22 protein-coding genes and 1 tRNA gene are annotated in these 26,623 nt (G+C 63.0%); 12 read left to right on the top strand and 11 right to left on the bottom strand.

Translation table 11 applies throughout. From position 1 onward, the window contains the following. Positions 1-74 precede the first annotated feature (74 nt). The 4 genes from FKL89_RS02665 to FKL89_RS02650 all read right to left on the bottom strand — a co-directional run bounded on the left by FKL89_RS02665 (position 75) and on the right by FKL89_RS02650 (position 4,955). The gene (locus tag FKL89_RS02665) at positions 75-827 is read right to left on the bottom strand and encodes a sulfite exporter TauE/SafE family protein (protein WP_156861177.1); all 753 of its coding nucleotides are present in this window, start codon (positions 825-827) and stop codon (positions 75-77) included. Between the two features lie 10 nt (positions 828-837). After that, a complete protein-coding gene (locus tag FKL89_RS02660; RefSeq protein WP_156861176.1) occupies positions 838-1,788 on the bottom strand; it encodes an alpha/beta hydrolase in 951 nt (316 codons plus the stop codon). Between the two features lie 140 nt (positions 1,789-1,928). Beyond that, entirely contained in the window at positions 1,929-2,855 is a 927-nt protein-coding gene (locus FKL89_RS02655) for a complex I NDUFA9 subunit family protein (protein ID WP_156861175.1), read from the bottom strand. Between the two features lie 132 nt (positions 2,856-2,987). After that, positions 2,988-4,955, bottom strand: coding sequence for a lytic transglycosylase domain-containing protein (locus FKL89_RS02650; RefSeq protein WP_156861174.1), 1,968 nt, complete (start codon positions 4,953-4,955; stop codon positions 2,988-2,990). Positions 4,956-5,060: 105 nt separating this feature from the next. On the opposite strand from FKL89_RS02650, the gene purE reads away from it, so the two are divergent. From purE to FKL89_RS02630, 4 genes are all read left to right on the top strand, one after another. Continuing rightward, positions 5,061-5,582 carry a 5-(carboxyamino)imidazole ribonucleotide mutase gene (gene purE / locus FKL89_RS02645; protein WP_156861173.1) on the top strand — a complete coding sequence of 174 codons (522 nt, stop codon included), beginning with the start codon at positions 5,061-5,063 and terminating at the stop codon, positions 5,580-5,582. A gap of 8 nt (positions 5,583-5,590) precedes the next feature. Beyond that, positions 5,591-6,730, top strand: coding sequence for a 5-(carboxyamino)imidazole ribonucleotide synthase (locus tag FKL89_RS02640; RefSeq protein ID WP_156861172.1), 1,140 nt, complete (start codon positions 5,591-5,593; stop codon positions 6,728-6,730). A 66-nt stretch (positions 6,731-6,796) separates the two neighbouring features. Next, positions 6,797-7,786 (top strand): CaiB/BaiF CoA transferase family protein, encoded by a 990-nt coding sequence (locus FKL89_RS02635; protein WP_156861171.1) that lies wholly within the window; start codon positions 6,797-6,799, stop codon positions 7,784-7,786. Positions 7,787-7,796: 10 nt separating this feature from the next. Continuing rightward, entirely contained in the window at positions 7,797-8,567 is a 771-nt protein-coding gene (locus FKL89_RS02630; RefSeq protein ID WP_156861170.1) for an SDR family oxidoreductase, read from the top strand. Positions 8,568-8,632: 65 nt separating this feature from the next. Here the strand turns inward: FKL89_RS02630 and FKL89_RS02625 are convergent, their stop codons facing one another. Further along, positions 8,633-9,775: a GGDEF domain-containing protein gene (locus FKL89_RS02625; RefSeq protein ID WP_156861169.1), complete on the bottom strand. Its 1,143-nt coding sequence runs from the start codon at positions 9,773-9,775 to the stop codon at positions 8,633-8,635. Between the two features lie 13 nt (positions 9,776-9,788). Beyond that, complete coding sequence (locus FKL89_RS02620; RefSeq protein ID WP_156861168.1) at positions 9,789-10,451, bottom strand: HAD family hydrolase; 663 nt, start codon at positions 10,449-10,451, stop codon at positions 9,789-9,791. 125 nt (positions 10,452-10,576) lie between these two features. On the opposite strand from FKL89_RS02620, the gene FKL89_RS02615 reads away from it, so the two are divergent. Further along, positions 10,577-11,869 (top strand): branched-chain amino acid ABC transporter substrate-binding protein, encoded by a 1,293-nt coding sequence (locus FKL89_RS02615; RefSeq protein WP_156861167.1) that lies wholly within the window; start codon positions 10,577-10,579, stop codon positions 11,867-11,869. Positions 11,870-12,124: 255 nt separating this feature from the next. Here the strand turns inward: FKL89_RS02615 and FKL89_RS02610 are convergent, their stop codons facing one another. Beyond that, complete coding sequence (locus FKL89_RS02610; protein WP_156861166.1) at positions 12,125-12,586, bottom strand: Lrp/AsnC ligand binding domain-containing protein; 462 nt, start codon at positions 12,584-12,586, stop codon at positions 12,125-12,127. A 130-nt stretch (positions 12,587-12,716) separates the two neighbouring features. Between FKL89_RS02610 and FKL89_RS02605 the strand changes: the two genes are divergently transcribed. The 5 genes from FKL89_RS02605 (at position 12,717) to FKL89_RS02585 (ending at position 19,394) form a co-directional block, all read left to right on the top strand. Further along, positions 12,717-15,740: an L-glutamate gamma-semialdehyde dehydrogenase gene (locus tag FKL89_RS02605; protein WP_156861165.1), complete on the top strand. Its 3,024-nt coding sequence runs from the start codon at positions 12,717-12,719 to the stop codon at positions 15,738-15,740. Positions 15,741-15,919: 179 nt separating this feature from the next. Then, positions 15,920-16,819, top strand: coding sequence for a branched-chain amino acid ABC transporter permease (locus FKL89_RS02600; protein ID WP_156864512.1), 900 nt, complete (start codon positions 15,920-15,922; stop codon positions 16,817-16,819). Positions 16,820-16,822: 3 nt separating this feature from the next. After that, complete coding sequence (locus FKL89_RS02595; RefSeq protein WP_156861164.1) at positions 16,823-17,893, top strand: ABC transporter permease subunit; 1,071 nt, start codon at positions 16,823-16,825, stop codon at positions 17,891-17,893. Beyond that, complete coding sequence (locus FKL89_RS02590; protein WP_395707218.1) at positions 17,890-18,684, top strand: ABC transporter ATP-binding protein; 795 nt, start codon at positions 17,890-17,892, stop codon at positions 18,682-18,684. Before FKL89_RS02595 ends, FKL89_RS02590 begins: the two co-directional genes overlap by 4 nt. Then, positions 18,681-19,394, top strand: coding sequence for an ABC transporter ATP-binding protein (locus FKL89_RS02585; RefSeq protein ID WP_156861162.1), 714 nt, complete (start codon positions 18,681-18,683; stop codon positions 19,392-19,394). Before FKL89_RS02590 ends, FKL89_RS02585 begins: the two co-directional genes overlap by 4 nt. 117 nt (positions 19,395-19,511) lie before the next feature. Here the strand turns inward: FKL89_RS02585 and FKL89_RS02580 are convergent, their stop codons facing one another. After that, positions 19,512-21,632: an acetyl-CoA hydrolase/transferase C-terminal domain-containing protein gene (locus FKL89_RS02580; RefSeq protein ID WP_156861161.1), complete on the bottom strand. Its 2,121-nt coding sequence runs from the start codon at positions 21,630-21,632 to the stop codon at positions 19,512-19,514. 286 nt (positions 21,633-21,918) lie between these two features. On the opposite strand from FKL89_RS02580, the gene gshA reads away from it, so the two are divergent. Both gshA and FKL89_RS02570 read left to right on the top strand, forming a co-directional pair. Continuing rightward, positions 21,919-23,448: a glutamate--cysteine ligase gene (gene gshA, locus FKL89_RS02575; protein WP_156861160.1), complete on the top strand. Its 1,530-nt coding sequence runs from the start codon at positions 21,919-21,921 to the stop codon at positions 23,446-23,448. A 54-nt stretch (positions 23,449-23,502) separates the two neighbouring features. Next, positions 23,503-24,546 (top strand): aldo/keto reductase, encoded by a 1,044-nt coding sequence (locus FKL89_RS02570; RefSeq protein ID WP_156861159.1) that lies wholly within the window; start codon positions 23,503-23,505, stop codon positions 24,544-24,546. A 72-nt stretch (positions 24,547-24,618) separates the two neighbouring features. Here the strand turns inward: FKL89_RS02570 and FKL89_RS02565 are convergent, their stop codons facing one another. The 3 genes from FKL89_RS02565 to FKL89_RS02555 all read right to left on the bottom strand — a co-directional run bounded on the left by FKL89_RS02565 (position 24,619) and on the right by FKL89_RS02555 (position 26,572). Continuing rightward, entirely contained in the window at positions 24,619-25,299 is a 681-nt protein-coding gene (locus FKL89_RS02565) for a 50S ribosomal protein L25/general stress protein Ctc (protein ID WP_156861158.1), read from the bottom strand. A 90-nt stretch (positions 25,300-25,389) separates the two neighbouring features. Next, positions 25,390-26,352, bottom strand: coding sequence for a ribose-phosphate pyrophosphokinase (locus tag FKL89_RS02560; RefSeq protein WP_156861157.1), 963 nt, complete (start codon positions 26,350-26,352; stop codon positions 25,390-25,392). Positions 26,353-26,495: 143 nt separating this feature from the next. Next, positions 26,496-26,572: transfer RNA gene (locus FKL89_RS02555), tRNA-Gln, on the bottom strand. Between the last annotated feature and the right edge of the window lie 51 nt (positions 26,573-26,623).

Genomic DNA, 26,623 nt, shown 5'->3' with positions numbered 1-26,623 from the left:
GCGGAATCGAGGCATTTTGGGTCGCTAACGGTGGTCCTCGATTTCACTTCGTTGCATCGAGGCTACGGATTGAACTACTTCAACCCCTCATAAAGCAACCGCACGCCCAAAAGGAACAAACAAGCCAGCGTCACCCGTCGGAAGATGACGTCGTTGATGACGTTGTTTAGGCGCACCCCGAGCCAGACGCCCACCGGAGCGAAGGGCATCAGCACCAGCGAGGTGGCGAGATTGCTGAGGCTCAGTTGGCCGAGGATGGCGAAGGGGATCAGTTTGACCGCGTTGACGACGGTGAAGAACACGACGGTGATCGCCATGAACTGCATGCGGTCGATCTTCTTGGGCCACAGGTAGATGGTGATCGGCGGTCCGCCGGCGTGTGCGAGGGTGGAGGTGAAACCGGAGAGCCCGCACCACAGCCACGGTCGCAGCCATTCGGGCAGCCAGGTTTTGAGGTCACGCAGCGCCGGAATCAGCTGATAAATCGAGAAGGCGACCGAGATGCCGCCGAGCAGCGCCTTGGTGGTGTTGACCGATAGCGAGCCGAAGCTCAGCGCGCCGATCACGATGCCGAGAATGGCCGGCAGCATCATGTGCTTCACGCTTTGCCAGTCCCACTTGCCGCGATAGGCGCGCAGGCCGAGCACATCCATCACGCAGAGGATCGGCAGCATGATGCCGGCGGCAGCGCCCGGCGCGATGACCTGGCTCATCATCGGCACCGCCACGCCACCGACGCCTGCGCCGAGGCCCGTTTTCGAGATGCCGGTAATGATGACTGCGGGGATCGCCCAGACGTAAAACCAGGGATCGGTGATGAAGTTCAAACGTGGGCTTTCAGGAGCGCGAAGCGCGCAGCAGCTCGCCGATACGCCGGTTCAGCCGCGCAATCGCGGCATCGGTGGCGGCGCTGTACTTCGCCATGCGCAGAAAGCCGTGCGGCAGCGAATCAAACTCGTCATGCGCAACCTCGATGCCTGCGCCGCGCAGTTGCCGCACGTAGCTGCGCCCTTCGTCGCGCAGCGGGTCGCGCCCGGCCGTAACCACGTAGGCAGGGGGCAGGCCGGCGTGCGACGCGGCGCGCGTGGGGGCGATGCGGTAGTCGTTGGCCGCCTGATCGTCGCCCGCGAAGTGCCGCCAGTACCACTGCATGTCGGTGCGCGTGAGGCCGGGGCCGGCGGCGAACTCGCTGTAGCTCGGTGTGTCGAAATCCGGCGCGACCGTCGGATACAGCAGCGCCTGCAGCGCGATGTGAAAGTTGCCTTCGTCGCGCGCGCGCAGCGCGGTGACGGCGGCGAGATGCGCGCCGGCGCTGTCGCCCGCCAGGGCGATTGGAGCACCAGCATCTTGCGCCACACGATCCGCTGCGATGGCGGACGCAGCTTCGAAGCAGGCATCGGTGATGGTGCGCCAGTGTGCTTCGGGCGCGAGCGGATAGTCCACGCTGACCACCAGCGCGTTCGCCTCGTGCGCGAGGCGGGCGCAGGTGACGGTGTGGGTGTCGGCGTCGCCCACCACCCAGCCGCCGCCGTGAAAGTAGATGATGGTCGGCACCGGCTCGTCGGCGCCGTCGTGCCCGTAGAACAGGCGCACGCCAACCTTGCCGGACGCGAGATCGAGCTGCACGTCGTTCATCGTGACGCTTGACGGTAACGGCGTGCGCCCGAGCCCCACCAGCGCCCAGTAGCGCGCGCGGCGCTCCAGCGGCGTCGGGTCCGCCGGCAGCGGCGGAAACAGCGTGCCGAGGCTGGCGAAGTAGGCGGCGAGATCAGGATCGAGAGCGCTCATCGGGGAAACAACTTTTCTCGGAAACGCCCATTCAATCTGGTCTCAAGGCTGGAAATGGTTGGATATTGACTTCTAGCGAAAACGACGTTGGAGCCCATGTCGAATGGTCGTTTTGACCAAAAGCCAATAGGGCAGGCGCTTCAGTGCCCGGCCTTTTCCCGTGCCAGCGCGAATTCGTCAAACGACGCGACGCGGCCCAGGTAAGTCGGCGCGATGTCCTCCAGCGCGGCGCGGCTGCCAGCGAACGCGGGCCAGGCAGCGTCCGTCACGTTGTCCACCGACATTGAGCGCACGTTGTCCGTGGTCAGCACCTTGCCGGGCAGATGGCCGAGCACGGCGCCGAGCAGCGATGACACGAAACCCGGCAGGCCGATGATGGCGTGACGATCGTCGGCGAGCGTCATCACGTAGCGCACCAGTTCGCGCAACGAGTAGGCCTTGGGGCCGGCCAGCTCGTAGCGCTGGCCGACGGTGGCGCGCGTGGTCAGCGCCGCTACAAAGGCACGCGCCACATCGTCCACCCACACCGGCTGGAAGCGCGCCGATGCGCCAGGCAGTGCCATCGGCATGAACGGCGGCAACAGCTTGACCATCGCGGCGAACTTGTTCAGGAAGGAATCCCCGCGACCGAAGATCACCGAGGGCGCGAAGATCGTGTAGTCCAGCCCGCTAGCACGCACCGCCGCCTCAGCCCTGGCCTTGGTCTGCTGGTACTGGCTGGGGCCGTTTTCTGACGCGCCGAGCGCGCTCATGTGCAGGTAGCGCGAGACGTCAGCAGCCTTGCAGGCGGCGATGGCGTTCTGCGTGAGCGTGACATGCGCGCGCTCGAAATCGCCGTTCAGCACGCCGACCAGATTGATCACCGCGTCCATGCCGGAGGCCAGTCGCACCAGTGCGCCGGCGTCGTAGACATCAGCCTCGACCACCGTCACGCTGGGCAACGGAAACAGGTTACGCGCGTGGTCACGCAGACGGGTGGGGACGGTAACACTGTGGCCGGCGGCCACCAGTTTGCTGCAAATGGCGAGGCCAACGAAACCGCTGCCGCCGAGGATGAGGATGTTCATGATGAGTTGCTTCGCAGGACGAATGACCAATAACCAATGACGAATGAGGAGTGACGAATGACGAAAGCGATCGCGGCGACGAGGCGAGGCGTTTCGTACGCCGACAGAGACGCCGCGAGGCGCCAATTGCCCCTATCTGGCAGGGATTATCCCCAATCGCGATTTCAGCGAGGTGTTGCCCGAGCCCTGCAGGTGCGCGTACCAGACGGCGTTGGCGAGCACCTTTTTCACGTAGTCGCGGGTTTCATTGAACGGGATGGATTCGGCGTAGATCGCGCCTTCGAGCGGTACATCGGCCCGCCACGCCCGGGCGCGGCCGGGGCCGGCGTTGTAGGACGCCGCGGCCATCGGCTCCGACCCCCCCATCTGGTCGAGCACGGTGCGCAAATAGAAGGCGCCAAAGCCGGTGTTTACCGCCACGTCGGCCAGGTGACTCGGGCGATATTCGCTGGCTTTCAATTGTCCGGCGATCCACTTGCCGGTGGCCGGCATCACCTGCATCAAGCCCAGCGCGCCCGCCGATGACACCGCCTCGGCCCAGAAGCGGGACTCCTGCCGGATCAGACCAAACACCAGCGCGTGGTCGAGCGCCGCCTGGGTAGCGGCCTTCTTGATCTCGTCCTTGTACGGCATCTGGAAGCGCAGGCTGAAATCATGCTGCGCCTTGGTGCGCTCTGCCGTATTGATCGAGCGATCCCAGATGCCCTTGCGACGCATCCATTCAGCGGCGGCCAGCGAATCGGCGTCGTTGTAATCCTTCACCACGCTGTACCACTCGCGCGCCGCGTCGGCGCGGAGCCCGAGCTCGGAGAGCTTGAGCACCCGTTTCGCAGCGGGTGACTGGTCGAAGCGCTTGAAGTCAACCTCGCTCAGTTTCAGCGCGCCACCGTTGAGGGTGGCCACCGTGGGCAGCGCGGCGTTGATTTCCTCCGCAGCCAGCAGACCGTAGTAGCTGGGCTCTTTCGCCAGATCGACGTAGATCGGTTGCGCCGTCAGCGGCTCGCCCAGTGCCACCAGTGCACGCGCCTTCCAGTAGCGCCACGCCGGGTCCGCCTGCCCGCCATTGGCGGCGGGACTCATCGCCGCAATCGCCCGCTGCACGTCTTTCCACGCGCCCGCACGAAGAGCAGCGCGGGCGATCCACGCCGCCTGCCAGTCACCCAGGCGGGTGAACTGCTCGCCGTCCTGCGCCCGTTTGGCCCATTCCATGGCCTCGGCAGTGTCGAGCCGGCGTGCACTGGCGTAGGCAAGCTGCCCGGCGGCGTAGCGTTGCTCGTCGTCGCTGAACCTGCTGCGGATCGGCGCCCAGGCGGCGCGCGCCTTGACCACATCGCTACGGGCCAGCCTCGTTAGCGCGTAGAGCGCAGCCTCGCGCGCGGCGCGTGAAGCGAACGCACCACCACGCAGCAGCGCCTCCGGGTTACTGTGCGCGCGTTGCAAGGCATCGGGTTGCGGCGCCACGCCATCGCCCAGCACATCAGCCACGCGGGACGCCGCCAGCAGCGTGCCGCCGTCCGCCGTGGTGCGGAACCGCCAGAGCGCGTCCTCCGCAGTCAATTGCTTCGCCCGCACCAGCGAGGCGAAGGCATCAGCGCAAGCTTCGGTCAGGCGGTCTTCCCAGATGCCACGCGGCACCGGCTGCACTTCTTTGCTGCCGTTGCGCACAGCCAGCGTGGCGCGAAAGCAGGCGATCTCGCTGTCGTCGGTATCAAAGCCCTGCCCGACCTGCTCGAAGCGCACCCAGTCGCCCGTCCTGCCGAGCTGCTTGAGCCAGTCGGTGCGCATGCGGTCGCCCACTGCGCTACCGGCCGACACTTTCAGGAAGCGTTCGATTTCGGCGGCACTGGCGGTGTCGATCCGCAACCGGAGCGCCCAGTATTCGACGTAGTGTTCAAGCAGGTGGCCACGGGCTTGCGCCAACGCGGAATTGACACGTTTGCCGTCGCCAAAGCGATAGCCCTCGGCGGCGTCCTTGACTGCTGCGTCGCTGGCGAGCGCCGGGTGACTGATGATGACTGCGAGCAGGAGCGCGATGCCGCTGCGTGCTGTCGCTGCCCTCGCTGCTGTTGCGCGGAGGCGTGGGTAAAGCGGTAACGTCATGCCGATATTTTCCGTCAAGTCCTTGCCAATGCGGCGCTGTCGTGTCGTCACCACGGGCTGGCGATGCGGCGCTGTTGCGAACAGCGCATCGCTACAATCGCCGGCATGCAAAACGTGGCTAACGGTGTTGGGGCGGCAGTTGGCGTGGTGATGGGTTCATCATCCGACTGGGACATCATGAAACACGCGGTGGAGATGCTCGACCGCTTTGGTGTGAACTACGAGGCCAAGGTGGTCTCAGCGCACCGCACGCCGGACGACATGTTCGACTACGCCGAGAACGCCGCCGAGCGCGGTATCCGCGTGATCATCGCCGGCGCCGGCGGTGCCGCTCACCTGCCCGGCATGCTGGCGGCCAAGACTACGGTGCCGGTGCTCGGCGTGCCGGTGCCTTCGAAATACCTGCGTGGCGAGGATTCGCTCCTGTCGATCGTGCAGATGCCCAAGGGCGTTCCGGTCGCCACCTTCGCCATCGGCGAGGCTGGTGCGGCGAACGCAGGCCTGTTCGCCGTGGCCATGCTGGCCATCGCCAACAAATCGCTCGCACAGCAGTTGCTTTCGTTCCGCGACGAGCAGACGGCAGGCGCCCGCGCGATGCTGGTGCCGCCGGTCATGACCGACAAGTAAGCGCCACGATGTTGCCCCCCGGCTCCTGGCTCGGCTGCCTTGGTGGCGGCCAACTTGGCCGCATGTTTGTGCATGCCGCGCAGGCGATGGGCTACAAGGTGCTGGTGCTTGATCCCGACGCCAGCGGCCCGGCAGCGCAAGCGGCAGACGACATCGTGGTTGCGGCCTACGATGACATGCAGGCAGTGGCTGCGTTCGGAAAGCGCGTGGCAGCGGTCACCACCGAATTCGAGAACGTCCCGGCGGCAACGCTGGAAGCGCTCGCAGCAGTTGTACCCACACGCCCTGCAGCGGAGGCGGTGCGCATTGCGCAGGATCGCCGCCGCGAGAAGCGCTTTTTCAGCGATCACGGCTTGCCGGTTGGGCCGTTTGCAGTGATCGAGCGCGCCGAGGACCTGCGTGCGGCATCGCCAACGTTGTTCCCGGGCATCCTGAAAACGGCAACGCTCGGCTATGACGGCAAGGGCCAGCAGCGGGTAACCTCGGTTGAACAGGCGCTGCTTGCCTGGATGAGCATGAAGCAGGCGCCCTGCGTGCTGGAAGCGCTGATCCCGTTCGAGCGCGAAATTTCGGTGCTGGTAGCGCGCAGCGCTGATGGCGCCACCGCCGTGTGGCCGGTGCAGGAGAACCAGCACGTCGGCGGCATTCTCGACCTCACCATCGTGCCGGCGCGCATCGACGGTACAAGGCTTGCGGAGGCGCAGGATCTCGCCCGCCGGCTGGTTGCAGCTGTCGACTATGTGGGCGTGCTCTGCGTCGAGATGTTCGTCACTGCCGACGGCTTGCTGCTGAACGAAATCGCGCCCCGCCCGCACAACAGCGGGCACTACACCATCGAGGCCTGCGTCACCTCGCAGTTCGCGCAGCAGGCCCGCATTCTGGCCGAGGCACCGCTGGGCGATACCTCGCTGGTGCAGCCAGCGGTGATGGTCAATCTGCTCGGCGATGTGTGGTTTGATGCGGCTACGCCCATGCAGCCAGCGTGGCCGGAGGTGCTGGCGTTGCCCGGCGCCCATCTGCACCTCTACGGGAAGGCGGAGGCGCGGCGTGCCCGCAAGATGGGGCATGTCACCTGCACTGGCGCAACGCTTGACGATGCGCTGGCAACCGCACAGCGCGTGAAACAGATTTTGCGTATCGCCGCCTGAGTTGCTGGTCGTTGCTGGTCGGACCGCAGAACCGCGGCGCGCTGATGGCGCGGGGATAATGCTGGCATGACACAACCGCTCACCGGCATCCGCATCCTCGACCTGACCCGCCTGCTGCCCGGCCCCGCCTGCACCCGCATGCTGGCCGACTGGGGCGCCGAGGTCATCAAGATCGAACCGCCCGAAGGCGACTACGCCAATCGCCTTGGCCTGCCGGCCGATGCGCCTGCCGACCAGGTTGCGCCGCTGTACAGCATCGTCAATCGTGGCAAGCAGGTCGAGCGACTGGACGTCAAATCAGAAGCCGGCCGTGCCCGGTTACTTTCGCTGGTGACGGAAAGCGATGCGCTGGTTGAAGGCTTCCGGCCCGGCGTGATGACCCGGCTCGGGCTCGGCTACGAGGCGCTGCGCGAACACAACGCGGCGCTGGTCTATTGCGCGATCACCGGCTACGGCAGTGACAGCCCGTGGGCGCATCGGGCTGGGCACGACATCAACTACCTCGCCATGAGTGGCGTGCTCGACCAGATCGGTGAGCGTGGCCGGCCGCCGGCAATTTCCAACTGGCAGATTGCCGATCTCGCCGGCGGCGCGCTGGCTGCTGCCGCCCGTATCTGCGCGGCACTGGTGCAGGCCAAATTGAGCGGACAGTGCTCGTTTGTCGATGTCTCGATGACGCACGAGGTCGCCGGGCTCAATATCATCGCCGAGCACGGCCTCGCACTTGGTGCCGCTCGCCCGCGCGGTGAGGACTGGCTGACCGGCGGCTGGCCCTGCTACGGCGTCTATCCCACCGGGGACGGGCGCTTTCTCGCTGTCGGGGCGCTGGAGGAAAAGTTCTGGCATCTGCTGTGTGATGCATTGCAGATGCCGCACCTCAAGGCGCTGGGTTGCAGCGAGGGCATCGTCGCGCTGCGCGTGCGCAAAGAGCTGGCAGATCGCTTTGCCACGCAGTCGCTCGCGGCGTGGACCGAATTCTTTGACCGCATCGATTGCTGCGTGACGCCGGTGCTTACACTTGCCGAAGCCAGAGAACACCAGCTTTTCAAGAATTGAAGGAGACGTCATGAGCAACACTTTCGTCGGCAACGGCAAGGTCGCAATCATCACCGGCGCGTCGGCCGGTATCGGCAAGGCCTCAGCCGTGGCGCTGCTCAAGGCGGGCTATAACGTGGCCTTTGCTGGCCGTCGTCAGGCCGAGCTTGAAGCGGCAGTCGCCTCCGCCGGGGAGGACGCCAGTCGCGGCCTCGCGGTAGTGACCGATGTCAGCAACCCGGCCTCAGTCAAGGCGCTATTCGACAAGACCGTGGCCGCATTCGGCCGCGTTGACGTGATCTTCAACAACGCCGGAATTGGCGCGCCGCCGGTGCTGCTGGAGGACATCACCGTGGAGCAGTGGAAGGCGGTGGTCGATACCAACCTGACCGGGTCCTTCCTGTGCACGCAAGAGGCATTCCGGGTGATGAAGGCGCAGACGCCGCGTGGCGGCCGCATCATCAACAACGGCTCGATCTCGGCCTATGCGCCGCGACCGAACAGCGCTCCATATACATCGACCAAGCACGCCATCACCGGCCTGACCAAAACCACCTCGCTCGACGGTCGCAAGTACGACATCGCCTGCAGTCAGATCGATATCGGCAACGCCGCGACGGAAATGACCGAGCGCATGACCAAAGGCGTGCTGCAGCCCAATGGCGAGATGATGGTGGAGCCGCGCATGGACGTGCAACACGTGGCCAACGCCATCGTGCATATCGCCAATCTGCCGCTGGACGCCAACGTGCAGTTCATGACCATCATGGCCACCAAGATGCCATTCGTCGGGCGCGGCTGACGATCAGTCGGCGGGCTGCGACAGCGCCGCTGGCGGCGGTTCACGCGAGAGCGTGCCGGCACGCCCTAGTCGAGCGGCAGGCGCGCAGACTTCGAGCGGTAAAGCGCGCGATCGGCGTTGTGCAGCGCCGACGAGAACTCATCAGCAATTCGGGTGAAATGCGCCGAGCCGTGGCTCACCTTGCAGGCCAGTGGCGTGGGGCAGGCCAGCTCCAGACGGGTGGGCAGCTGGTCCTGCAAGTTGCGGATCCATTCGCCCGCCAGCGTTTGTGGCACGCCCTTCTCGACCACGCAGAACTCATCGCCACCCAGTCTGGCCACGACAGAGCCAGCCGGACAATTGGCCTGCAACGCGGCGGCAAAGGTTTTCAGCACGATGTCGCCAGTTTCATGGCCAAAGCCGTCATTCACCTGCTTGAAGTGATCGATATCGAAAACGGTCACGGTGCCCGGATGGCCGTCCGGCCACTGGGTGAGGGCGTCGCGCAGGCCGAGGCGGTTGAACACCCCCGTCAGCGCGTCGTGCGTGGCCAGCCGGCGCAGCAGCGTCTGCTTTTCGGCAAAGCAGATGAGCAGTATCCCCTTCAGGTAACTGAGAATCAGCAGGCCGCTGATCACAAATACGATGGCCTTGGTACCCGGTCCGCCACTGGCCGAAATGGAGTCGCCAAGGATGACGACCGTTACGCCGCGGACAATGTAGAAGGCGAACAGCACCGCATTGGTGATCAGCAGGAACTTTGCCGGGAAGTGGAAGTAGCCGTGGTCCAGGCGACGCAACACGCCAGTATTGAGCCAGGTCACCACTGTCAGACAGGCCAGCTGGCTGAGGACGCGGCCGGTAACTTGTGGCCAGACCAGCACAAAAAGCACGCTGGTGACCGCAGAGACCAGTGAAATGAGCATCAACTGACCGGGTTGAACGGGGTCGCCCACCATCGTGCGCACGCCTGCCAGAAAAAGGCAGGCGCCGAGCACGCTGAGCGGATTCGCAATCAGCAGGCCGATGCCCGGAGGCAAAACATCCTGGAGAAAACCGCTCTCGAGCCCGAGCGTAAGACTGACTGCAGCGGCCGCCCAAAACGGCAGCGCCCTGGAGGAATCGCCAATCCGTGACAGTAGCGCGATGACCACCGACACGGTGATGCCGGCCAAACCGAAGCCCAGCCCCAGCGAGGTGGGATCAACGGTGAACGATGCAGCCGGCATGAGTGTCGTCGTACTACACCAGGAGGCCGTCGAGGGCCGGATCAGTGAAGTCGGCAACAATGTGCCGGACGTGCTCTGTGGCGGGCAACCGGCGCGCTTTCTCGGCAGTCAGTGTGGTGGTGACAACAACGCATTGCATGCCCGCCCGACGCGCCGCCTCGACACCGGCGGGTGCGTCCTCAAACACCACGCAATCGGCCGGGCGCACGCGCAGGCGATCCGCAGCAATGAGAAAAACTTCCGGATCGGGTTTGCCGTGGCGGATGTCGGCGCCGCCCACCACCGCCTGAAAATATCGCCGCAAATCGAGCCCGTCGAGCACCAGAGTGACGTTTTCCGGCGGCGCGGCGGTGCCAACCGCACGCAGGATGCCGGCCCGCTCGGTGGCGCGCAGAAAGTCCACGGCACCGCGCAGGGGTGCGCAATGCGGCGTATAGAGCTGGCGGTAGAGCGCCTCCTTGCGACCGGACAGCGTCTGCAACTCGTCGTCGGCCAGGGCCCGGCCGAGCAGGCGCGGGAAGATTTCGCGGTTGGTCAGTCCGGCCGACCAGCGGAAGAATTCGTCGCGGTCAACCTTGACGCCCAGTTCCGGCATCAGGGCGTTCCACGCCTGTTCGTGGAACGGCATGCTGTCGGCCAGGGTGCCGTCCATGTCAAAAATAAATGCGCGCATCATGGGTATTTCACAAGCAAAAAATCGGCCGGAACCGCTGAAACCGGCGCCGCGCGCGGATTTCCGCGTTGACAGCCCGCCAAGAGCAAAGCATAATCCACCGGTTTTTTCTCGGAGGATTCCGCCACATGAAACAGTCCAATAAATTCGCTCTCGCAGCGATTGCAATCGCCGTAGCAGCGGGTTTGGCCGCTTGCGGCAAGAAAGAAGAGCCGAAAGCAGAAGCCAAAGCTGCTCCGGCACCTGCAGCAGCGCAGGAAGTCGTCATCAAGATCGGTCACGTCGGCCCGACGTCCGGCCAGATCGCCCACCTCGGCAAGGACAACGAAAACGGCGCCAAGCTGGCCGTTGAAGAAGCCAATGCCAAGGGCATCATGGTCGATGGCAAGAAGGCCAAGTTCGAACTGCTGACCGAAGACGACGCTGCTGACGGCAAGCAAGCCACGCAAGTAGCCCAGAAGCTGATGGACGCCAAGGTTGTCGGCGTGGTCGGCCACCTGAACTCCGGCACCTCGATCCCGGCATCGGCGATCTACAACCAGGCTGGTGTGGCACAGATTTCCCCCTCGGCCACCAACCCGAAGCTGACCAACCAGGGCTTCAAGGGCGTGTTCCGCATGGTGGCCAACGACGTGGCGCAAGGCACGGCGATTGGTAACTACGCTGCTGCCAAGCTCGGCAAGAAGATCGCGATCATCGACGACAAGACCGCCTACGGCGTAGGTCTGGCTGACGAAACCGAAAAGGCTGTCAAGGCCGCCGGTGGCGCCGTTGTGATCCGTGAAGCGCTTGCCAACGAAAAAGAGCAGGACTTCAAGGGCGTGCTGACCAAGGTCAAGGCCAAGAACCCGGACGTGATCATGTTCGGCGGCATGGACGCACAAGCGGGCCCGATGCTCAAGCAGATGAAAGCCCTTGGCATCAAGGCCAAGTTCATCTCGGGTGACGGCGCGCAATCCGCCGAGCTGATCAAGCTCGGTGGCGACGCTGCTGAAGGCTCCTACGCAACGACCGCTGGTCTGCCGAAAGAGAAGATGCCGCAGGGCGCCGCCTTCTACGACAAGTTCAAGGCCAAGTTCAACGCTGACGTTCAGGTTTACGCTCCGTTCACCTACGACGCGACCAACGTGCTGATCGCCGCCATCCAGAAGGCTGGTACCGATCCGGCCAAGATCATCGACGCCATCAAGGCAACCTCGATGGATGGCGTGACCGGCAAGATCGCGTTTGACGACAAGGGCGACATCAAGGACGGCGCTGTGACCGTGTTCCAGGTCAAAGGCGGCAAGTGGGAAACCGTTGAAATCGTCGGTGGCCCGAAAGAAGCTGCTCCGGCCGCTGCTGCCCCGGCAGCCCCTGCTCCCGCAGCCGCTCCGGCCCCGGCCGCTGCTGCTCCGGCCAAGGAAGAAAAGAAGAAGTAATTCTTCTGGCTTCGTAAAAACGGCACCTTCGGGTGCCGTTTTTTTTGACCTCACGTCGCCGGCCTGCGCTTTAAGGCGTGCTGAGGGGCGATAGTCGCACCCTACGGCTTTACGCGGAAAGCCCCGTTCAAAATGGGCTCAGCACACCAAATGAGCGAAAGTCGATAATCGTCAATTCGCGTCGGTAGCCCTTATTGAATGGGGATTTCAGCAAAAAGCTGACTTGAAAGACATCCGTCCTCGGCCTGCCGGCGTTCACACCGGCAGCGGCCCGCCGTCCTTCACTTCCTCAATCACGGCGTAAGTCCGCGTCTCGCGCACGCCGGGGAATTGCCACAGCCGCCGACTGGCGAACTCGCGGTACGCCTCCATGTCGCGTACCCTGAGCTTGATCAGGTAATCGAAGCCGCCGGCCACCATGTGGCATTCGGCAATTTCCGGGTGCGTCAGCACTGCCGCCTTGAAGGCATCGAAGATATTGGGCGTGGTGCGGTCGAGCAGCACCTCCACAAACACCGTCATGCCCGAATCCAGCTTCGCCGGATTCAGTCGCGCCTCGAAGCCGAGGATGTAGCCGTCGCGGATCAGCCGCTGGGTGCGCGCCAACACCGCCGTCGGAGACAGCGACACCGCTTCGGCAAGCTTCAGGTTGCTGATCCGTCCATCTTTTTGCAGAGCAGTGAGGATTTTTCGGTCAATTGCATCGATGTCCGACATAGCTGCAGAATTTCCAGCCGAAAGCGGCATTATTCACTATAAGGTGAAAAATTTTGGTGAATAACGCAGCGCTTTTGTTTCTACGATAGCGATCTGTTCAGCCAGACCACCGTTACCGCGGAGACCGACCATGCGCCTGCCCTTTCCCTACCGCGACGAACCCGCCATCGTCCGCCGCAACGTCGATGCTGCTGCCGCCGTGCTCGACTGGCCACAGGTGATCGAAACCGCGCGACCGTGGGTGGCGGCGGTTCGCGAGAATCCGCCGCCGTTCTGGGCAATGGAAAGCCTGCTCAAGGAATATCCGATCTCCAAACCCGAAGGCCTCGCGCTGATGCGGCTCGCCGAGGCGCTGTTGCGGGTGCCTGATTCCGCCACCGCCATCGCGCTGACGGCCGACCAGCTGGGCCGCGCCAGCTTCGACGGCAACAGCGACGGCGCCAATTCCAGCGCATTGGGCCGACTGTCAAATTCAGTCATTGCGCTGTCGAAGAAGACCCTGCCAGACACCGATCAGCCACCCGGCCTGTTCGCCAAGCTCGGCGCCAAAACGGTGGTCGCCGCCACACTGCGCGCCGTGCAACTGCTGGCGCGGCAGTTCGTGCTCGGGCAGACCATTGAAGATGCCCTCAGCGAGGCCCGCTCGCAGCGTCGCAGCGAGCCGCATCTGCGCTTCAGTTTCGACATGCTGGGCGAAGGCGCGCGCACCATGGACGACGCAGACCGCTACTTTGCGAGTTACCAGCACGCCATCCGCATGCTCGCGCAAGCACACGCGGCGGCCACGGACGCCGGACCGGCCGATACCGATGGCATCTCGATCAAACTATCCGCTCTGCACCCGCGCTATGAGGACGCGCAGCGCGAGCGCGTGCTGGCCGAGCTGGTGCCGCGTGTCTGGCAGTTGTGTGAAATGGCCGCCAACGCGCGCATCAACCTGACCATTGATGCTGAAGAAGTGGACCGTCTCGAACTTTCACTCGATGTCTTCGAGGCGCTACTGCAACGCGTGCAGACTGGCTATCCGACGTGGACCGGATTCGGCCTGGCCCTGCAGGCTTACCAGACCCGTTCGCTCGAACTGATTGAGCACGTCGGTGCACTGGCACGGCAGTACGGCGTACGGCTGATGTGCCGCCTGGTCAAGGGCGCCTACTGGGATAGCGAGATCAAGCGCGCACAGGAAATGGGCCTGCCGGCGTACCCGGTGTTCACCCACAAGCATCACTCTGATTCCAGCTACCTCGCCTGCGCTGCGTCGCTGCTCAAGCAAAAGGACGCGTTCTTTCCGCAATTCGCCACCCACAACGCCGGCACCATCGCTGCCATTGTGCAAATGGCGAAGCGCTTCGATGCCCCGTTCGAGCTGCAGAGGCTGCACGGCATGGGCAGTGGCGTTTACCGTGAGTTGTTCGCTTCGCGCGCCATCGCCCCCACGCAGACGCTGCGTGTGTACGCGCCGGTCGGCTCGCACGAAGACCTGCTTGCCTATCTGGTGCGCCGCCTGCTGGAGAACGGCGCCAACTCGTCATTCGTGCATCAGCTTGCCGACGATGCGGTACCTGCTGAGGAGCTGCTGGCGTCGCCACTGCATGTCACTGAAGCACGGCCATTCCCGCTGCCGCGCGACATTCTGGCACCGCGCCGCAACAGCGATGGCGTCGATCTGACGGTGGCGACGATGCGCGCGCCACTGCTAGCGGCGCTGGCGACGACGCAGATCAACCCGCCCGCTGATGCCACGTCCGAGCAAGCTAGCGCCGCCGTGCAGCGCGCCCACGCGGCCTTTCACGACTGGCGCAACCGCCCCGTGAGCGAGCGCGCCGCGATGCTGCGTCACACGGCCGACGCTCTGCAGGCCGAGTTGCCGCGCTTCTGCGCGCTGCTGGTAACGGAAGCGTTCAAAACCTGGGGCGACGCCGTGGCCGAGGTGCGCGAGGCGATCGACTTCCTGCGCTACTACGCCGACGAGGCTGAGCGCGTCTGCGCTCCGATCACGCTGCCAGGCCCGACCGGCGAGAGCAATGTGCTCTATCCGCGCGGTCGTGGCGCCTGGCTCTGCATCAGTCCGTGGAATTTCCCGCTGGCAATCTTCATGGGCCAGGTCGCAGCGGCGCTGGTGACCGGCAACACCGTCGTTGCCAAGCCTGCCGAGCAGACACCGGTGGTGGCGCTGGAAGCGGTCAAGCTGCTGCACACATCCGGCATTCCCACCGATGTGCTGCAGACGGTGACCGGATTGGGCGAAACGGTAGGCGCGACCCTGGTCGCGCACGCCCAAGTCGCCGGCGTCGTGTTCACTGGCTCAACTCAGGTCGCCAAGATCATCCAGCGCAGCCTCGCCGCGAAGGACGGCCCAATCGTTCCGCTGATTGCCGAGACGGGTGGCATCAATGCGATGCTGGTCGATTCGACCGCATTGCCCGAACACGTCGCCGATGCCGTCGTGCAATCAGCCTTCCGCTCCGCCGGCCAGCGCTGCTCTGCCCTGCGCCTGCTTTGCGTGCATGAAGAAATCGCCGATCATGTGGTGACCATGCTGCGCGGCGCCATGAATGAACTGGTGGTCGGTGACACCGCATCGTTGGCCACCGACGTCGGGCCGCTGATTGATCAAGAGGCGTTCGATGGCATTCGCGCGCATGTCGAGCGACTGGGCGGACATCCTGCAGGAGCGGCTTTGCCGCGACCGGATTCAGGCCTGTCGGACGGTCGCGGCGGAGCCGCTCCTACAACCTGGGTCATCGACAGGGACAGCCACACCATCGGCCCGCATCTGTTTGAGGTCGACAGCATCGCGGCGGTGAAGCAGGAAATCTTCGGTCCGGTGCTGCAGGTCGTGCGCTGGTCGGGTGATCCGGCCGCAGTCATCGAGCAGATCAACGCACTCGGCTTTGGTCTGACCCTGGGTATCCAGACCCGCATCGACAGCCGCGCAGATGCGCTGGCGCGGCAGGCCCACGTCGGCAACGTCTACATCAACCGCAACATCATCGGTGCGGTGGTTGGCGTGCAGCCGTTCGGCGGCGAAGGGCTCTCCGGCACCGGGCCCAAGGCAGGCGGGCCCTTCTATCTGCCCCGCTTTCTTGGCGAGCAGACCATCACCATCAATACCGTCGCTGCCGGCGGCAACGTGACGCTGATGACCGCGTAACGGCGGGCAGACCCGTTGGCACGACTCCTGCCTGTGTGGCACAACTGGCAACGAAACAAGCGTTTTCGGCATGACCTCCCGCCCTGAATCAGGGCAGAATACCGATCATTAACGGGCTGGCGTTCGGGGAGGATGCCAGCACGGTCCAAGACAACCTTCAAGCGGGGAACTCCATGTCAATCGACGTATTGCTGCAGCAAATCGTCAATGGCCTGGTTGTGGGCAGCGTTTACGCGCTGGTCGCACTGGGTTACACGATGGTCTACGGCATTCTGCAACTCATTAACTTCGCGCACGGCGAGATCGTGATGATCGGCGGCCTGACTGCGCTGGTCACTGCCAAGTGGCTGCTTGGCATGGGGACGCCGCCCATCCTTGCCCTGCTGGTCGCGATCCTGTTTGCCATGGTGGTCTGCGCAATCGTCGGTGTCACCATCGAGCGGATTGCCTATCGACCGTTGCGCAACGCGCCAAGGCTGGCCCCGCTGATTACCGCCATTGGTGTCTCCATCCTGTTGCAGCAACTCGCGATCCTTGTCTTCGGGCGCAACTACTTTTCGTTCCCTGAGTTGATCTCAAAGACGCCGATGAACATCGGCCACATCACGATCACGCTCAACGAGATCGTGATCTTCCTGTCCTCCATCGCATTGATGGCCGGGCTGCTCTGGCTGGTGCACAACACCAAGGTCGGCACCGCCATGCGTGCCACCGCCGAGAACCAGAAGGTCGCCGGCCTGATGGGTATCGACATCAACAAGATCATCGCGATCACCTTTGCCATCGGCTCCGGCCTCGGCGCTATCGCGGGTGTGATGGTGGCCTCGAACTACGGCCAGGCTCACTACTACATGGGCTTCATGCTGGGCCTCAAGGCGTTCACCGCCGCGGTCATGGGCGGCATCGGCAACCTCTGGGGCGCGATGGTTGGTGGGTTGATCCTCGGCCTCGTCGAAAACGTGGGCCTGATCTTCGTGCGCGGCGACTACAAGGACATCTTTGCCTTCGTTGTGCTGGTGCTGGTGCTGATTTTCCGTCCGCAAGGGCTGATCGGCGAGCGCGTCGCAGAGAGGGCCTGAACCATGAACGGCATTCTGCAAGACAAGAAAAAAATGATCGTCGCCATCGGCGTGCTCGCCGTGGTGCTGCTGATCCTGCCTTTCCTCGCCGGCATGCTCGGTCAGGCGTGGGTACGCATCCTCAACGTGACGCTGCTTTACGTGATGCTGGCGCTCGGGCTCAATGTCGTGGTCGGTGTCGCCGGCCTGCTTGACTTGGGTTACGTCGCGTTCTACGCGGTCGGCGCCTACACCTGGTCGTTACTGGCCTCCGCGCACTTCAATTTGCATTACCCGTTCTGGGTGTTGTTGCCGCTCGGGGCCTTCCTCGCAGCACTTGCCGGCCTGATGCTTGGTGCACCGGTGCTCAAGTTGCGCGGCGACTATCTGGCGATCGTGACATTGGGCTTCGGCGAAATCGTGCGCATCCTGATGAACAACTTCGACAAGGTCGGTCTGCCGTGGTCGGATGAGACCTACAACATCACCAACGGCCCCCGCGGCATTACCGGCATTGATGGCCTCAACTTCTTCGGCTTCAAGATCAGGCAGGGCCTTGAATTGTTTGGCATGCAGATTACTGGTCTGCAGCTCTACTACTTCGTATTCCTGCTGTTTACGATCCTGTCGATCATCGGCGTCTATCGCCTGCAGCATTCGCGCCTTGGGCGCGCCTGGCAGGCCCTGCGCGAAGATGAAATCGCCGCCAAGGCCATGGGCATCAACACCCGCAACATCAAGCTCGCCGCTTTTGCCTTCGGCGCGCTGACAGGCGGCCTCGCAGGCGGCCTGTTCGCCGCCATGCAGGGCTTTGTGAGCCCCGAATCGTTCGGCTTGCTGGAATCGGTGATGATCCTCGCGATGGTGGTGCTCGGCGGTATGGGCCATATCCCCGGCGTCATTCTCGGTGCGGTGCTGCTGGCGGCGATGCCGGAGGTGATTCGCTACGCCGCCGATGAGCGCGTGCAGCACAATGTGTTTGGCACCGTGCTTATCGCACCTGAGGTATTGCGCAACCTGATCTTCTCGCTCGCCATGATCCTGATCATGCTGTTCAAACCGGCCGGTCTGTGGCCGTCACCGGAGAAGAAATGATGGCTGACATGCTCTTCACCGCTGAAGGCGTTACCAAAAAGTTCGGTGGCGTCACCGCACTCGATAACGTGTCGATGTCGATCCGGCGCAATTCGATCTTTGGTCTGATCGGTCCCAACGGCGCCGGCAAGACAACCTTCTTCAATACCTTGACCGGTCTGTATCAGGTCGATGGCGGCAAGTTCACCTTTGATGACAAACCGCTCAACGTCAAGGCGCCGCATGAGGTTGCTCAGGTCGGCATCGCGCGCACCTTCCAGAATATTCGCCTGTTCGGCGAAATGTCAGTGCTCGAGAACGTGATGGTCGGGCGCCACGTGCGCACCAAGGCTGGCGCTTTCGGTGCCATCTTCCGTACGCCGGCCGCGCGTCGCGAGGAACGCGAAATCGCCGACCGCGCCCGCGAGCTGCTGGACTACATTGGTCTTGGCAAACGTGCTGGTGACAAGAGCCGCACGCTCGCCTATGGCGAACAGCGGCGCCTCGAAATCGCCCGCGCGCTGGCGACTGATCCGAAAATGATCGCGCTGGATGAGCCTGCCGCCGGCATGAACGCGACCGAGACCGTCGCATTGCGTCAATTGATCGAGCGCATCGCCCGCGATGGCACCACGGTAATGCTGATCGAGCATGATATGCGTCTGGTGATGAACGTCTGCCAGCACATCGCGGTGCTCGACTACGGCCGCAAAATCGCCGATGGCACGCCGGCAGAAATCCAGAAGGACGCCGCCGTCATCAAGGCCTACCTCGGTGGCGCGCATGGCGATGCAGAAGAGAACAAGAAATGAGCGCCATGCTGGAAGTCAAGAAGCTGGAAGTCGCCTACGGTGGTATCAAGGCCATCAAGGGCATTGATTTTTACGTCAACGAAGGCGAGCTGGTGACGCTGATCGGCGCCAACGGCGCTGGCAAATCGAGTACGCTGCGTGCGCTGTCCGGGCTCATCCGGCCGGCGGGCGGCAAGGTCACCTACAAGGGCCAGGACATCACGGGCATCCCGTCGCACGCGCTGGTTGGACTCGGCATCGCATTGTGTCCGGAAGGTCGTGGCGTATTCGCACGGCTGTCGGTGCACGAAAACCTGCTGATGGGTGCCTACGCCCGCAATGACAAGGCGCAGATTCTCAGCGAGGTTGACGAGATTTACACCATGATTCCGCGCCTGAAGGAGCGCACGGCGCAGCTCGCTGGCACGCTCTCCGGCGGTGAGCAGCAGATGCTCGCCATCGGGCGCGCGATGCTGGCGCAGCCTAAGCTCCTGATGCTCGACGAGCCTTCAATGGGGCTGGCGCCGCTGATGGTCGAGAAGATCTTCGAGATCATCAACCTGATCGCCAAACGCGGTACTACGATCCTGCTGATTGAGCAGAACGCACAGCTGGCGCTGGAGAACGCGCATCGTGGCTACGTGCTGGAATCCGGCGAGATCACGCTGACCGGCGATGCCAAAACGCTGCTCGCGGATCCGCGAGTGAAAGAGGCTTATCTCGGCGGCTGATCAGTAGCAAGTCGGTCGCAGGGTGGGCAACTTGTTGCCCACCTTTGCGTTGCAATGCCGATGCCGCAACTGGCCACGGCCCCAGCTACAGTCGGCACACCAGACACTATCCGATTGTTAGAGATTGCCGGCAAACAGACGTCGTACAAACAAGTCCTTGAAGCTGTGCGCCTCGGCCAGCCCGAGCCGTTCCAGATACGCATGCGGCGCCTCACGCCCTTCCCACAGGCTGCGCACTGCCATCGCGACCAGTTCGGTCGGGTGGTTGGTCGCGTGCTTCAGTTTCTTCAGCGCGCGCACGATGTGCAGCTCGTCATCGGTCAAATCGGTACCGAACGGAAAATCAGGCAGCAGGCCAGCCTCCGCCCAGGGGTGCAATTTGCCCTCCAGCGCCTGCGGCAAGTTGTTGCGGTAGCGATCCGGCAGCGCGTATGAGACCTCCAGCTTGCCATGCGCTTTGGCCTCTCGCACCAATTCATCCTGAAAACGCGAGTCGGCAATTGCCAGCAGGCGCTTGACGACCTCAGCGTCACTCTGACCGCGCAGGTCGGCCACCCCGTACTCGGTGATCACGATGTCGCGCAGATGGCGCGGAATGGTCACATGTCCGTAGTTCCAGACAATGCTTGAGCGCAGACCGTCCTTGTTGTCGTGCGTTGCCCGCAGCATCATCAGCAGCCGGGCGTCGGGCAGGGCGTGCGCCATGGCCACGAAGTTGTACTGTCCACCGACGCCACTGACCACCTCGCCGGTTTCCAGCCCATCGCTGGCTGCAGCGCCAAGCAGTGTGACGATCATGGTGGTGTTCATGAAGCGTGCCTTGCGCCGCTGCGCCCGCTTGAGATCGCCCTGCCCGTACAGTTGATTGATGAAGTCAATGCGGGTCATGTCGATCTTCGCCAGATCATGCTCGGGCATGCGGCGCAGATGCTGGTAGAAGTCGCGTGGCCCGAGGAAGAAGCCGCCAGTCATGTACACGCCACCGTTCAGGCGCGTGCCAAGCATGTGGGCGCAGACAGCTTCGAAATTTGCATCGTCAAACAGGTTGTTGCTGCAGCGATGGTCACCCGCCACCAGCGTTTCGCCATCGAGCCGCACACCTGGCCGGAAAACGCCGAAGCGCAGCAGAAAGTCCAGATCCTCCCTGGCCAGCGGTGAGCGTACGCGCCCGGCATCGAGCAATGCCCGCAACGTGGCGGGCGTCACCGTCTCGTCGGCGATCCTGCCATCGTTGATAAGTTGCTGCAGTACGGTATCGGCGAACACTTCGCGACGGATGATGCCGGCCTCGATCAGCCGCAGGAACCCGTTGACAAACATTTCCGAGCAGCCGTAGAGGCCCCGGTCAAAGCGGCCAGTCTCACGGCCGTCGATGCCGTCGGGGCACAGGCTTTCCAGCATCTGGCGGTACTCGGCGCCGTGCCGGTCACGCACGATCAGTGCCTGCGCAATCGCGTCCCCGAGCGAGCCAATGCCGATTTGCAGGGTTCCACCGTCAGTGACGAAGCTGCTGGCGTGCAGTCCGATCGCGTAGTCCGCTGCGGAGACCTTGTTGTTCGGTGGCGCGAACACCGCGTGCGTGGCCGCCGGGTCGGTCACGACCAGATCGAAAAAGTCAGGCTTCACCACGGCACCGCCGAGCATGAACGGCATCTGCCGGTTCACCACGCCGATCTTGATCAACGGCATGCCCTGTTCGGCATACTTTTCGACCACTTCAAAAGTGACATCAGGATTGCTCGACAGACTGAGGCGCAGGTCACCTGCCTCGCCACGTGCAGCCACCGCCTGGGCGATCACGTTCATCCCCTGCACGGCCATGTCGCGGGCGACGAAGGTGTAGTTGGTCGAGATGTAGCCCTGCTGCGCGACGACATTGCCGAGGTAGTCGCCGGTCTTCATGAAGAACTCGCGCACCTCGATGTTTTCCGGCAGGTGTCCGGCGCGCAGCTCCTTGACATACTCAAGGTCGGGGTAGTCCTCGAACACGCGATCGGCGAGTGGCTGCAGGAAGTGCTCTTCCAGCTCGCTCTTGCCGACAGGCTTTTCCAGCGAAAGCGCAGTGATGATGCGCAGCCGCCGCGCCGGGTTGTTTTTGATGCGTCGGTAGAGTGCATTGACGAAGGGGTTGGGTTTGCCCACCCCCAGCGGGATACCGAGCACGATGTCACCCGCAATGGTGTCAAGTACATTGTCAACAGCGGCGTCGATCGAATCAATGAAGAGGGGTCTGGCCATGAAGTCCTCCTGCTGCACGCGGCACTGGATTTGTTGCAGTATCGAATGTAAGTCGATCGCAGCACATAAACTTGATTGGGCGCAATGGTCTTTGCAGTTTTTCGCAAGCGCAAGTCCCCGCCCGGTGCGCATTCAAGGCTGCAAGTTTCTCGTCGTTGACATTGGTGGAACTGGCACAAAATACTGTGGGTTGGCACCTTGAAATCTGCTGACAAGACATCGTGGGCGTGGGCAGTCGGGAACGTCGGCGTCGCATCACTTCAATCACTGGCCAGCAGACAATCGAATGAGCAGCTTGCAGCAACGTATCGACGCAGTATCCCCTGACCGCCTTAAGGGCATTCTGCGCGGGGTAGAGAAAGAGAGTCTGCGTGCGTTGCCGTCCGGTGGACTGGCCCTGACGCCCCATCCCGTGGGGCTGGGGTCGGCGCTGACCCACTCACAGATCACGACTGATTTCAGCGAATCGCAGGTTGAACTCATCACCCGCGCACATGGCAACGTGCAGTCGGTGCTGGATGACCTGACCGAGCTCCATCAGTTCACCTATCGCGTGCTGCGCGATGCGGGCGACGAAATGCTCTGGGCATCGAGCATGCCCTGCGGGCTGCCTACCGACGAAACCATTCCGCTGGCACGCTATGGTTCGTCCAACATCGGCCGTGCCAAGAGCGTCTACCGCATGGGTCTCGGGCACCGCTACGGACGTCGCATGCAGACCATCTCGGGCATTCACTACAACTGGTCGCTGCCGGGTCTGTCGAATACCGAATACTTCGCGCTGATCCGCAACTTCCGCCGTCACGCTTTCTTGCTGATGACGCTGTTCGGCGCTTCACCTGCAGTCTGCTCCACCTTTGTCGAAGGACGTCCACATGGCCTGCAGTCGCTGCCCAGTGGCAGCATGTACATGCCGTACGGCACATCACTCAGGATGGGCCGCCTCGGCTATCAAAGTGATGCCCAGTCATCGCTCGCCGTGAGCTACAACAGTCTGGAGAGTTACGCCGCATCGTTGCAGGACGCATTGACACGGCCCTATCCAGCGTATGAAGCCATCGGCATCATGAACCCGGGCGGTGAGTACAACCAGCTCGCAACGACGCTGCTGCAAATTGAAAATGAGTTTTACGGGACCATCCGCCCGAAGCGGGTGATTCGGTCGGGCGAGCGGCCGCTACATGCGCTCCGCGAGCGTGGCGTCGAATACGTCGAAGTGCGACTGATGGATCTCGATCCGTTCGAGACTGTCGGCATCAACGCCACGACAATGCGCTTTCTGGATGTCTTCCTGTTGCACTGCGTGTTGAGTGACAGTGCGCAGGACACGCCGAACGAGATCGCCGCGCTCGCCCGCAACCAGCACCTCACCGCCGCACAGGGTCGCGAGCCCGGACTGAAGCTGGACCGCAACGGCGAAGCGGTAAGCCTTGTCGACTGGGGCCTGACCATCATCGACGAATGCTTGCCCATCGCTAGATCAATTGATGCCGCCCTGGCGACGGGCGCCCTGCACGTAGAGGCCGTCGAAGCCGCCCGCCGTTCGCTGCAACACCCCGACACATTGCCGTCGGCCCGCGTGCTACGGGCGATGGCCGACGAACATGAGAACTCTTTCGTCCGCTTCGTGCGCACGCGATCCGTGCAAACGCGGGACGCCCTGCTTGCCATGCCGTTGACGCCCGAGCAGGCGGATCGCCAGCGTCGCATGGTTGAAGATTCAGTCTGCGCGCAGCGCGAAATTGAGGCATCCGACACGACGCCGTTCGAGGAATTCCGCAAGCAATACGTGTCCGCTGGCCGTCTCGTCGTTTAGGAGTGTGCACAACGCTTCGCTAAACTGCGCTATTCGCTCACGCTTAGCTACATCATGGAACGCCGCCCGCTTTTTCACGCCAATCTGAACGTCTCCGTCCTTTCGCTCGGCACCATGACCTGGGGTGAGCAGAACAACGAGGCCGAGGCCCACGCCCAGCTTGAATGGGCGGTGGAGCACGACATCAATTTTGTCGACACCGCCGAGATGTATCCGGTGCCGCCGTGCGCCGAGACCGGCATGCGCACCGAGATCATTCTTGGTAACTGGCTGGCAAAGCCAGGCAATCGGCAGAAGGTCGTTGTTGCCAGCAAGATCGCGGGGCCTGGCCGGCGTGACTGGATTCGCAACGGGGCCACGGCGTTGACCAAGGCCAACATCATTGATGCCTGCGAAGGCTCGCTACGCCGGCTGCAGACGGACTTCATCGACCTCTACCAGATTCACTGGCCTGACCGTAATGTCGCGGCGTTCGGCACCTGGCGCTTTGACAGCGGCAAGGAGCGGCCCACTGTGCCGATCGTCGAACAGGTCGAGGCCATGCAGACGCTGATCAAGCAAGGCAAGATCGGCGGCTATGGCCTGTCCAACGAAACCGCCTGGGGTACGACGATGTTCTGCCGCGCGGCGGAGCAACTGGGCGCACCAAAGCCCGCGTCAATCCAGAATCCGTATTGCCTGCTCAACCGCAGTTTCGAGGGCGATCTCGCCGAAGTAAGCTATCGCGAGCAGGTTCCCCTGCTGGCGTACAGCGTGCTCGGCATGGGCATGCTGACCGGCAAGTATCTCAACGGTGCGCTGCCAGTGGGATCGCGCTTCCAGAAATTCGGCGAAACCATGGGCGGACGCTATCGTCGCCCGCTGGCGCACGTCGCCACCGAGGAGTACGCAGCGCTCGCGCGCAAACATGGCATGACCATCACCGAACTGGCGATGTCGTTCGCCGCGACCCGCTGGTTTGTCGGCAGCCTGATCATCGGCGGCACTTCGGTCGCGCAGCTTGATCAGGTACGCAAGTCTTACCAGACGAAATTGTCACCCGAGCTGATTGCCGAGGTGGACGCCATCAGCAACCGATACCTGCATCCAACCGCATAAAAAAGGCCCGCAGTTGCGGGCCTTTTTCCTTGGGTTGTCGGTGTTGAATCCGGCAACAATGCGACGACAAGATTACTTCTTCTTCGCGTCTTTCGCCGGAGCGGCAGCGGCTGCGGCCGGCGCCTTCTGCTTGGAAGCTGCAACTTCAGCAGCAGCAACCGGCGCGCCTTCGACGGCAGCTTCTTCGGCAACAACGGAAGCAGTCGCAAACACGGCATCCTTGTTGCGGCCGTGGAACACCAGGCTCACGCCGCTCGGCAGCTTGACGTCAGCAGCGTGGATCGATTCGCCAGCCTTGAGGTCTTTCAGGTCCACCTCGATGAAGCGCGGCAGATCCTTTGGCAGGCAGGCGACTTCGACTTCGTTCAACACGTGGTTGACGATGGCGGCCGAGAGTTTGACCGCCGGCGAGACTTCCTGATTGACGAAGTGCACCGGCACTTTCATGTGCAGCTTCTTGTTGGCGTCAACGCGCTGGAAGTCGATGTGCTGGATCAGCTGTTTGAACGGGTGATACTGCACATCGCGCAGCAACACCTGACTCGTGGCGCTGCCGAGCGTCATGGTCAGGATCGAGCTGTGGAAGTCTTCCTTCTTGAGGGCATGCCACAGGGCATTGTGATCGAGCTCGATCAGTTCCGGCTTGGCTTCGCCACCATAGACGATGCCCGGCACTTTGGCCGTGTTGCGCAGGCGGCGGCTCGCACTACTGCCTTGCGCTGTCCGCGCGAACGCGGTGAATTCGGTTGCCATTTTTGTAACTCCAGTGTTGATGAGTTTTGTCGTGACCCCGCGACCAGGGTGACGTCAAAGGCCGCGCAGCATTTTGCTGCGCAGAAAAATCTATTCGGTGAACAACGACGAAACGCTATCTTCGTTGCTGATCCGCTGCATGGTTTCGGCGATCAGCTGCGCGCTCGAAATCTGGCGAATCTTGCCACCATTGGCCGCCAGCACTTCGGCCTCTTTCGACAGCGGAATGGTGTCAGTCACCACCAGCGAATCGAGGGACGGGCCGGCGATGCGGTTGACCGCTTCCCCCGACAGCACCGCATGCGTGCAGTAGGCGATCACCTTCACCGCACCGTTGTCCTTGAGCGCCTGCGCCGCCTTGCACAACGTGTTGGCGGTATCGACGATATCGTCCATGATCAGGCAGGTGCGACCACGTACATCGCCGATGATGTTCATCACTTCCGACACGTTCGCCTTCGGGCGACGTTTGTCGATGATGGCGAGATCGGTGTCCAGACGCTTCGCCACCGCGCGAGCGCGTACCACGCCGCCCACATCGGGCGACACCACCAGCAGGTTGTCGTACTTCTGCTTCCAGATATCGGCCAGCAGGATCGGGGTGGCGTAAATGTTGTCGACCGGGATGTTGAAGAAGCCCTGAATCTGGTCGGCGTGCAGATCCATCGTCAGCACGCGGTCTACGCCCACTGCGGTCAGCATGTCGGCCACCACTTTCGCCGAGATGGCGACGCGGGCGGAGCGTGGACGGCGATCCTGACGCGCGTAACCGAAGTACGGCATGGCAGCGGTGATACGGCCAGCGGACGCACGCTTCAGCGCGTCCACCATGATCACCAGCTCCATCAGGTTGTCGTTGGTTGGCGCGCAGGTCGATTGCAGCACGAAGACGTCGCGACCGCGGACGTTTTCGAGGATTTCGACGTTGACTTCGCCATCCGAGAAGCGGCCGACCTGCGCCTTGCCCAGGCGCATGCCCAGATGCTCGACGACGGAATGGGCAAGCCTGGCGTTGGCGTTGCCGGTAAAGACCATCATGTCGTGGAAGCTCATGGCGGGCCTGTCTGCGATCTCGTTATGGGGCGGCCGGTCTGCCGGCAGCAGGAACGATCCGGGATTGCCGAAATCGACGCCGCTGGCGCTACTGAAAAAAAAGCGGCCTTGGAGGTTTGCTCAAAGACCGCTTTAGCTGTTGGTGGCAGGGGAGGAAGGAATCGAACCCTCGAATGTCGGAATCAAAATCCGATGCCTTAACCGACTTGGCGACTCCCCTACGCTTTCCGGCAATTCCCGGCAAGGTTTACCTTACCAATCAACCGCAGGA

This window comes from Casimicrobium huifangae (assembly GCF_009746125.1).
In the GTDB taxonomy this organism is placed as follows: Bacteria; Pseudomonadota; Gammaproteobacteria; order Burkholderiales; family Casimicrobiaceae; genus Casimicrobium; species Casimicrobium huifangae.
The sequence above is the reverse complement of the archived record's forward strand: the minus strand, read 5'-3'. Positions and strand labels throughout refer to the sequence as shown.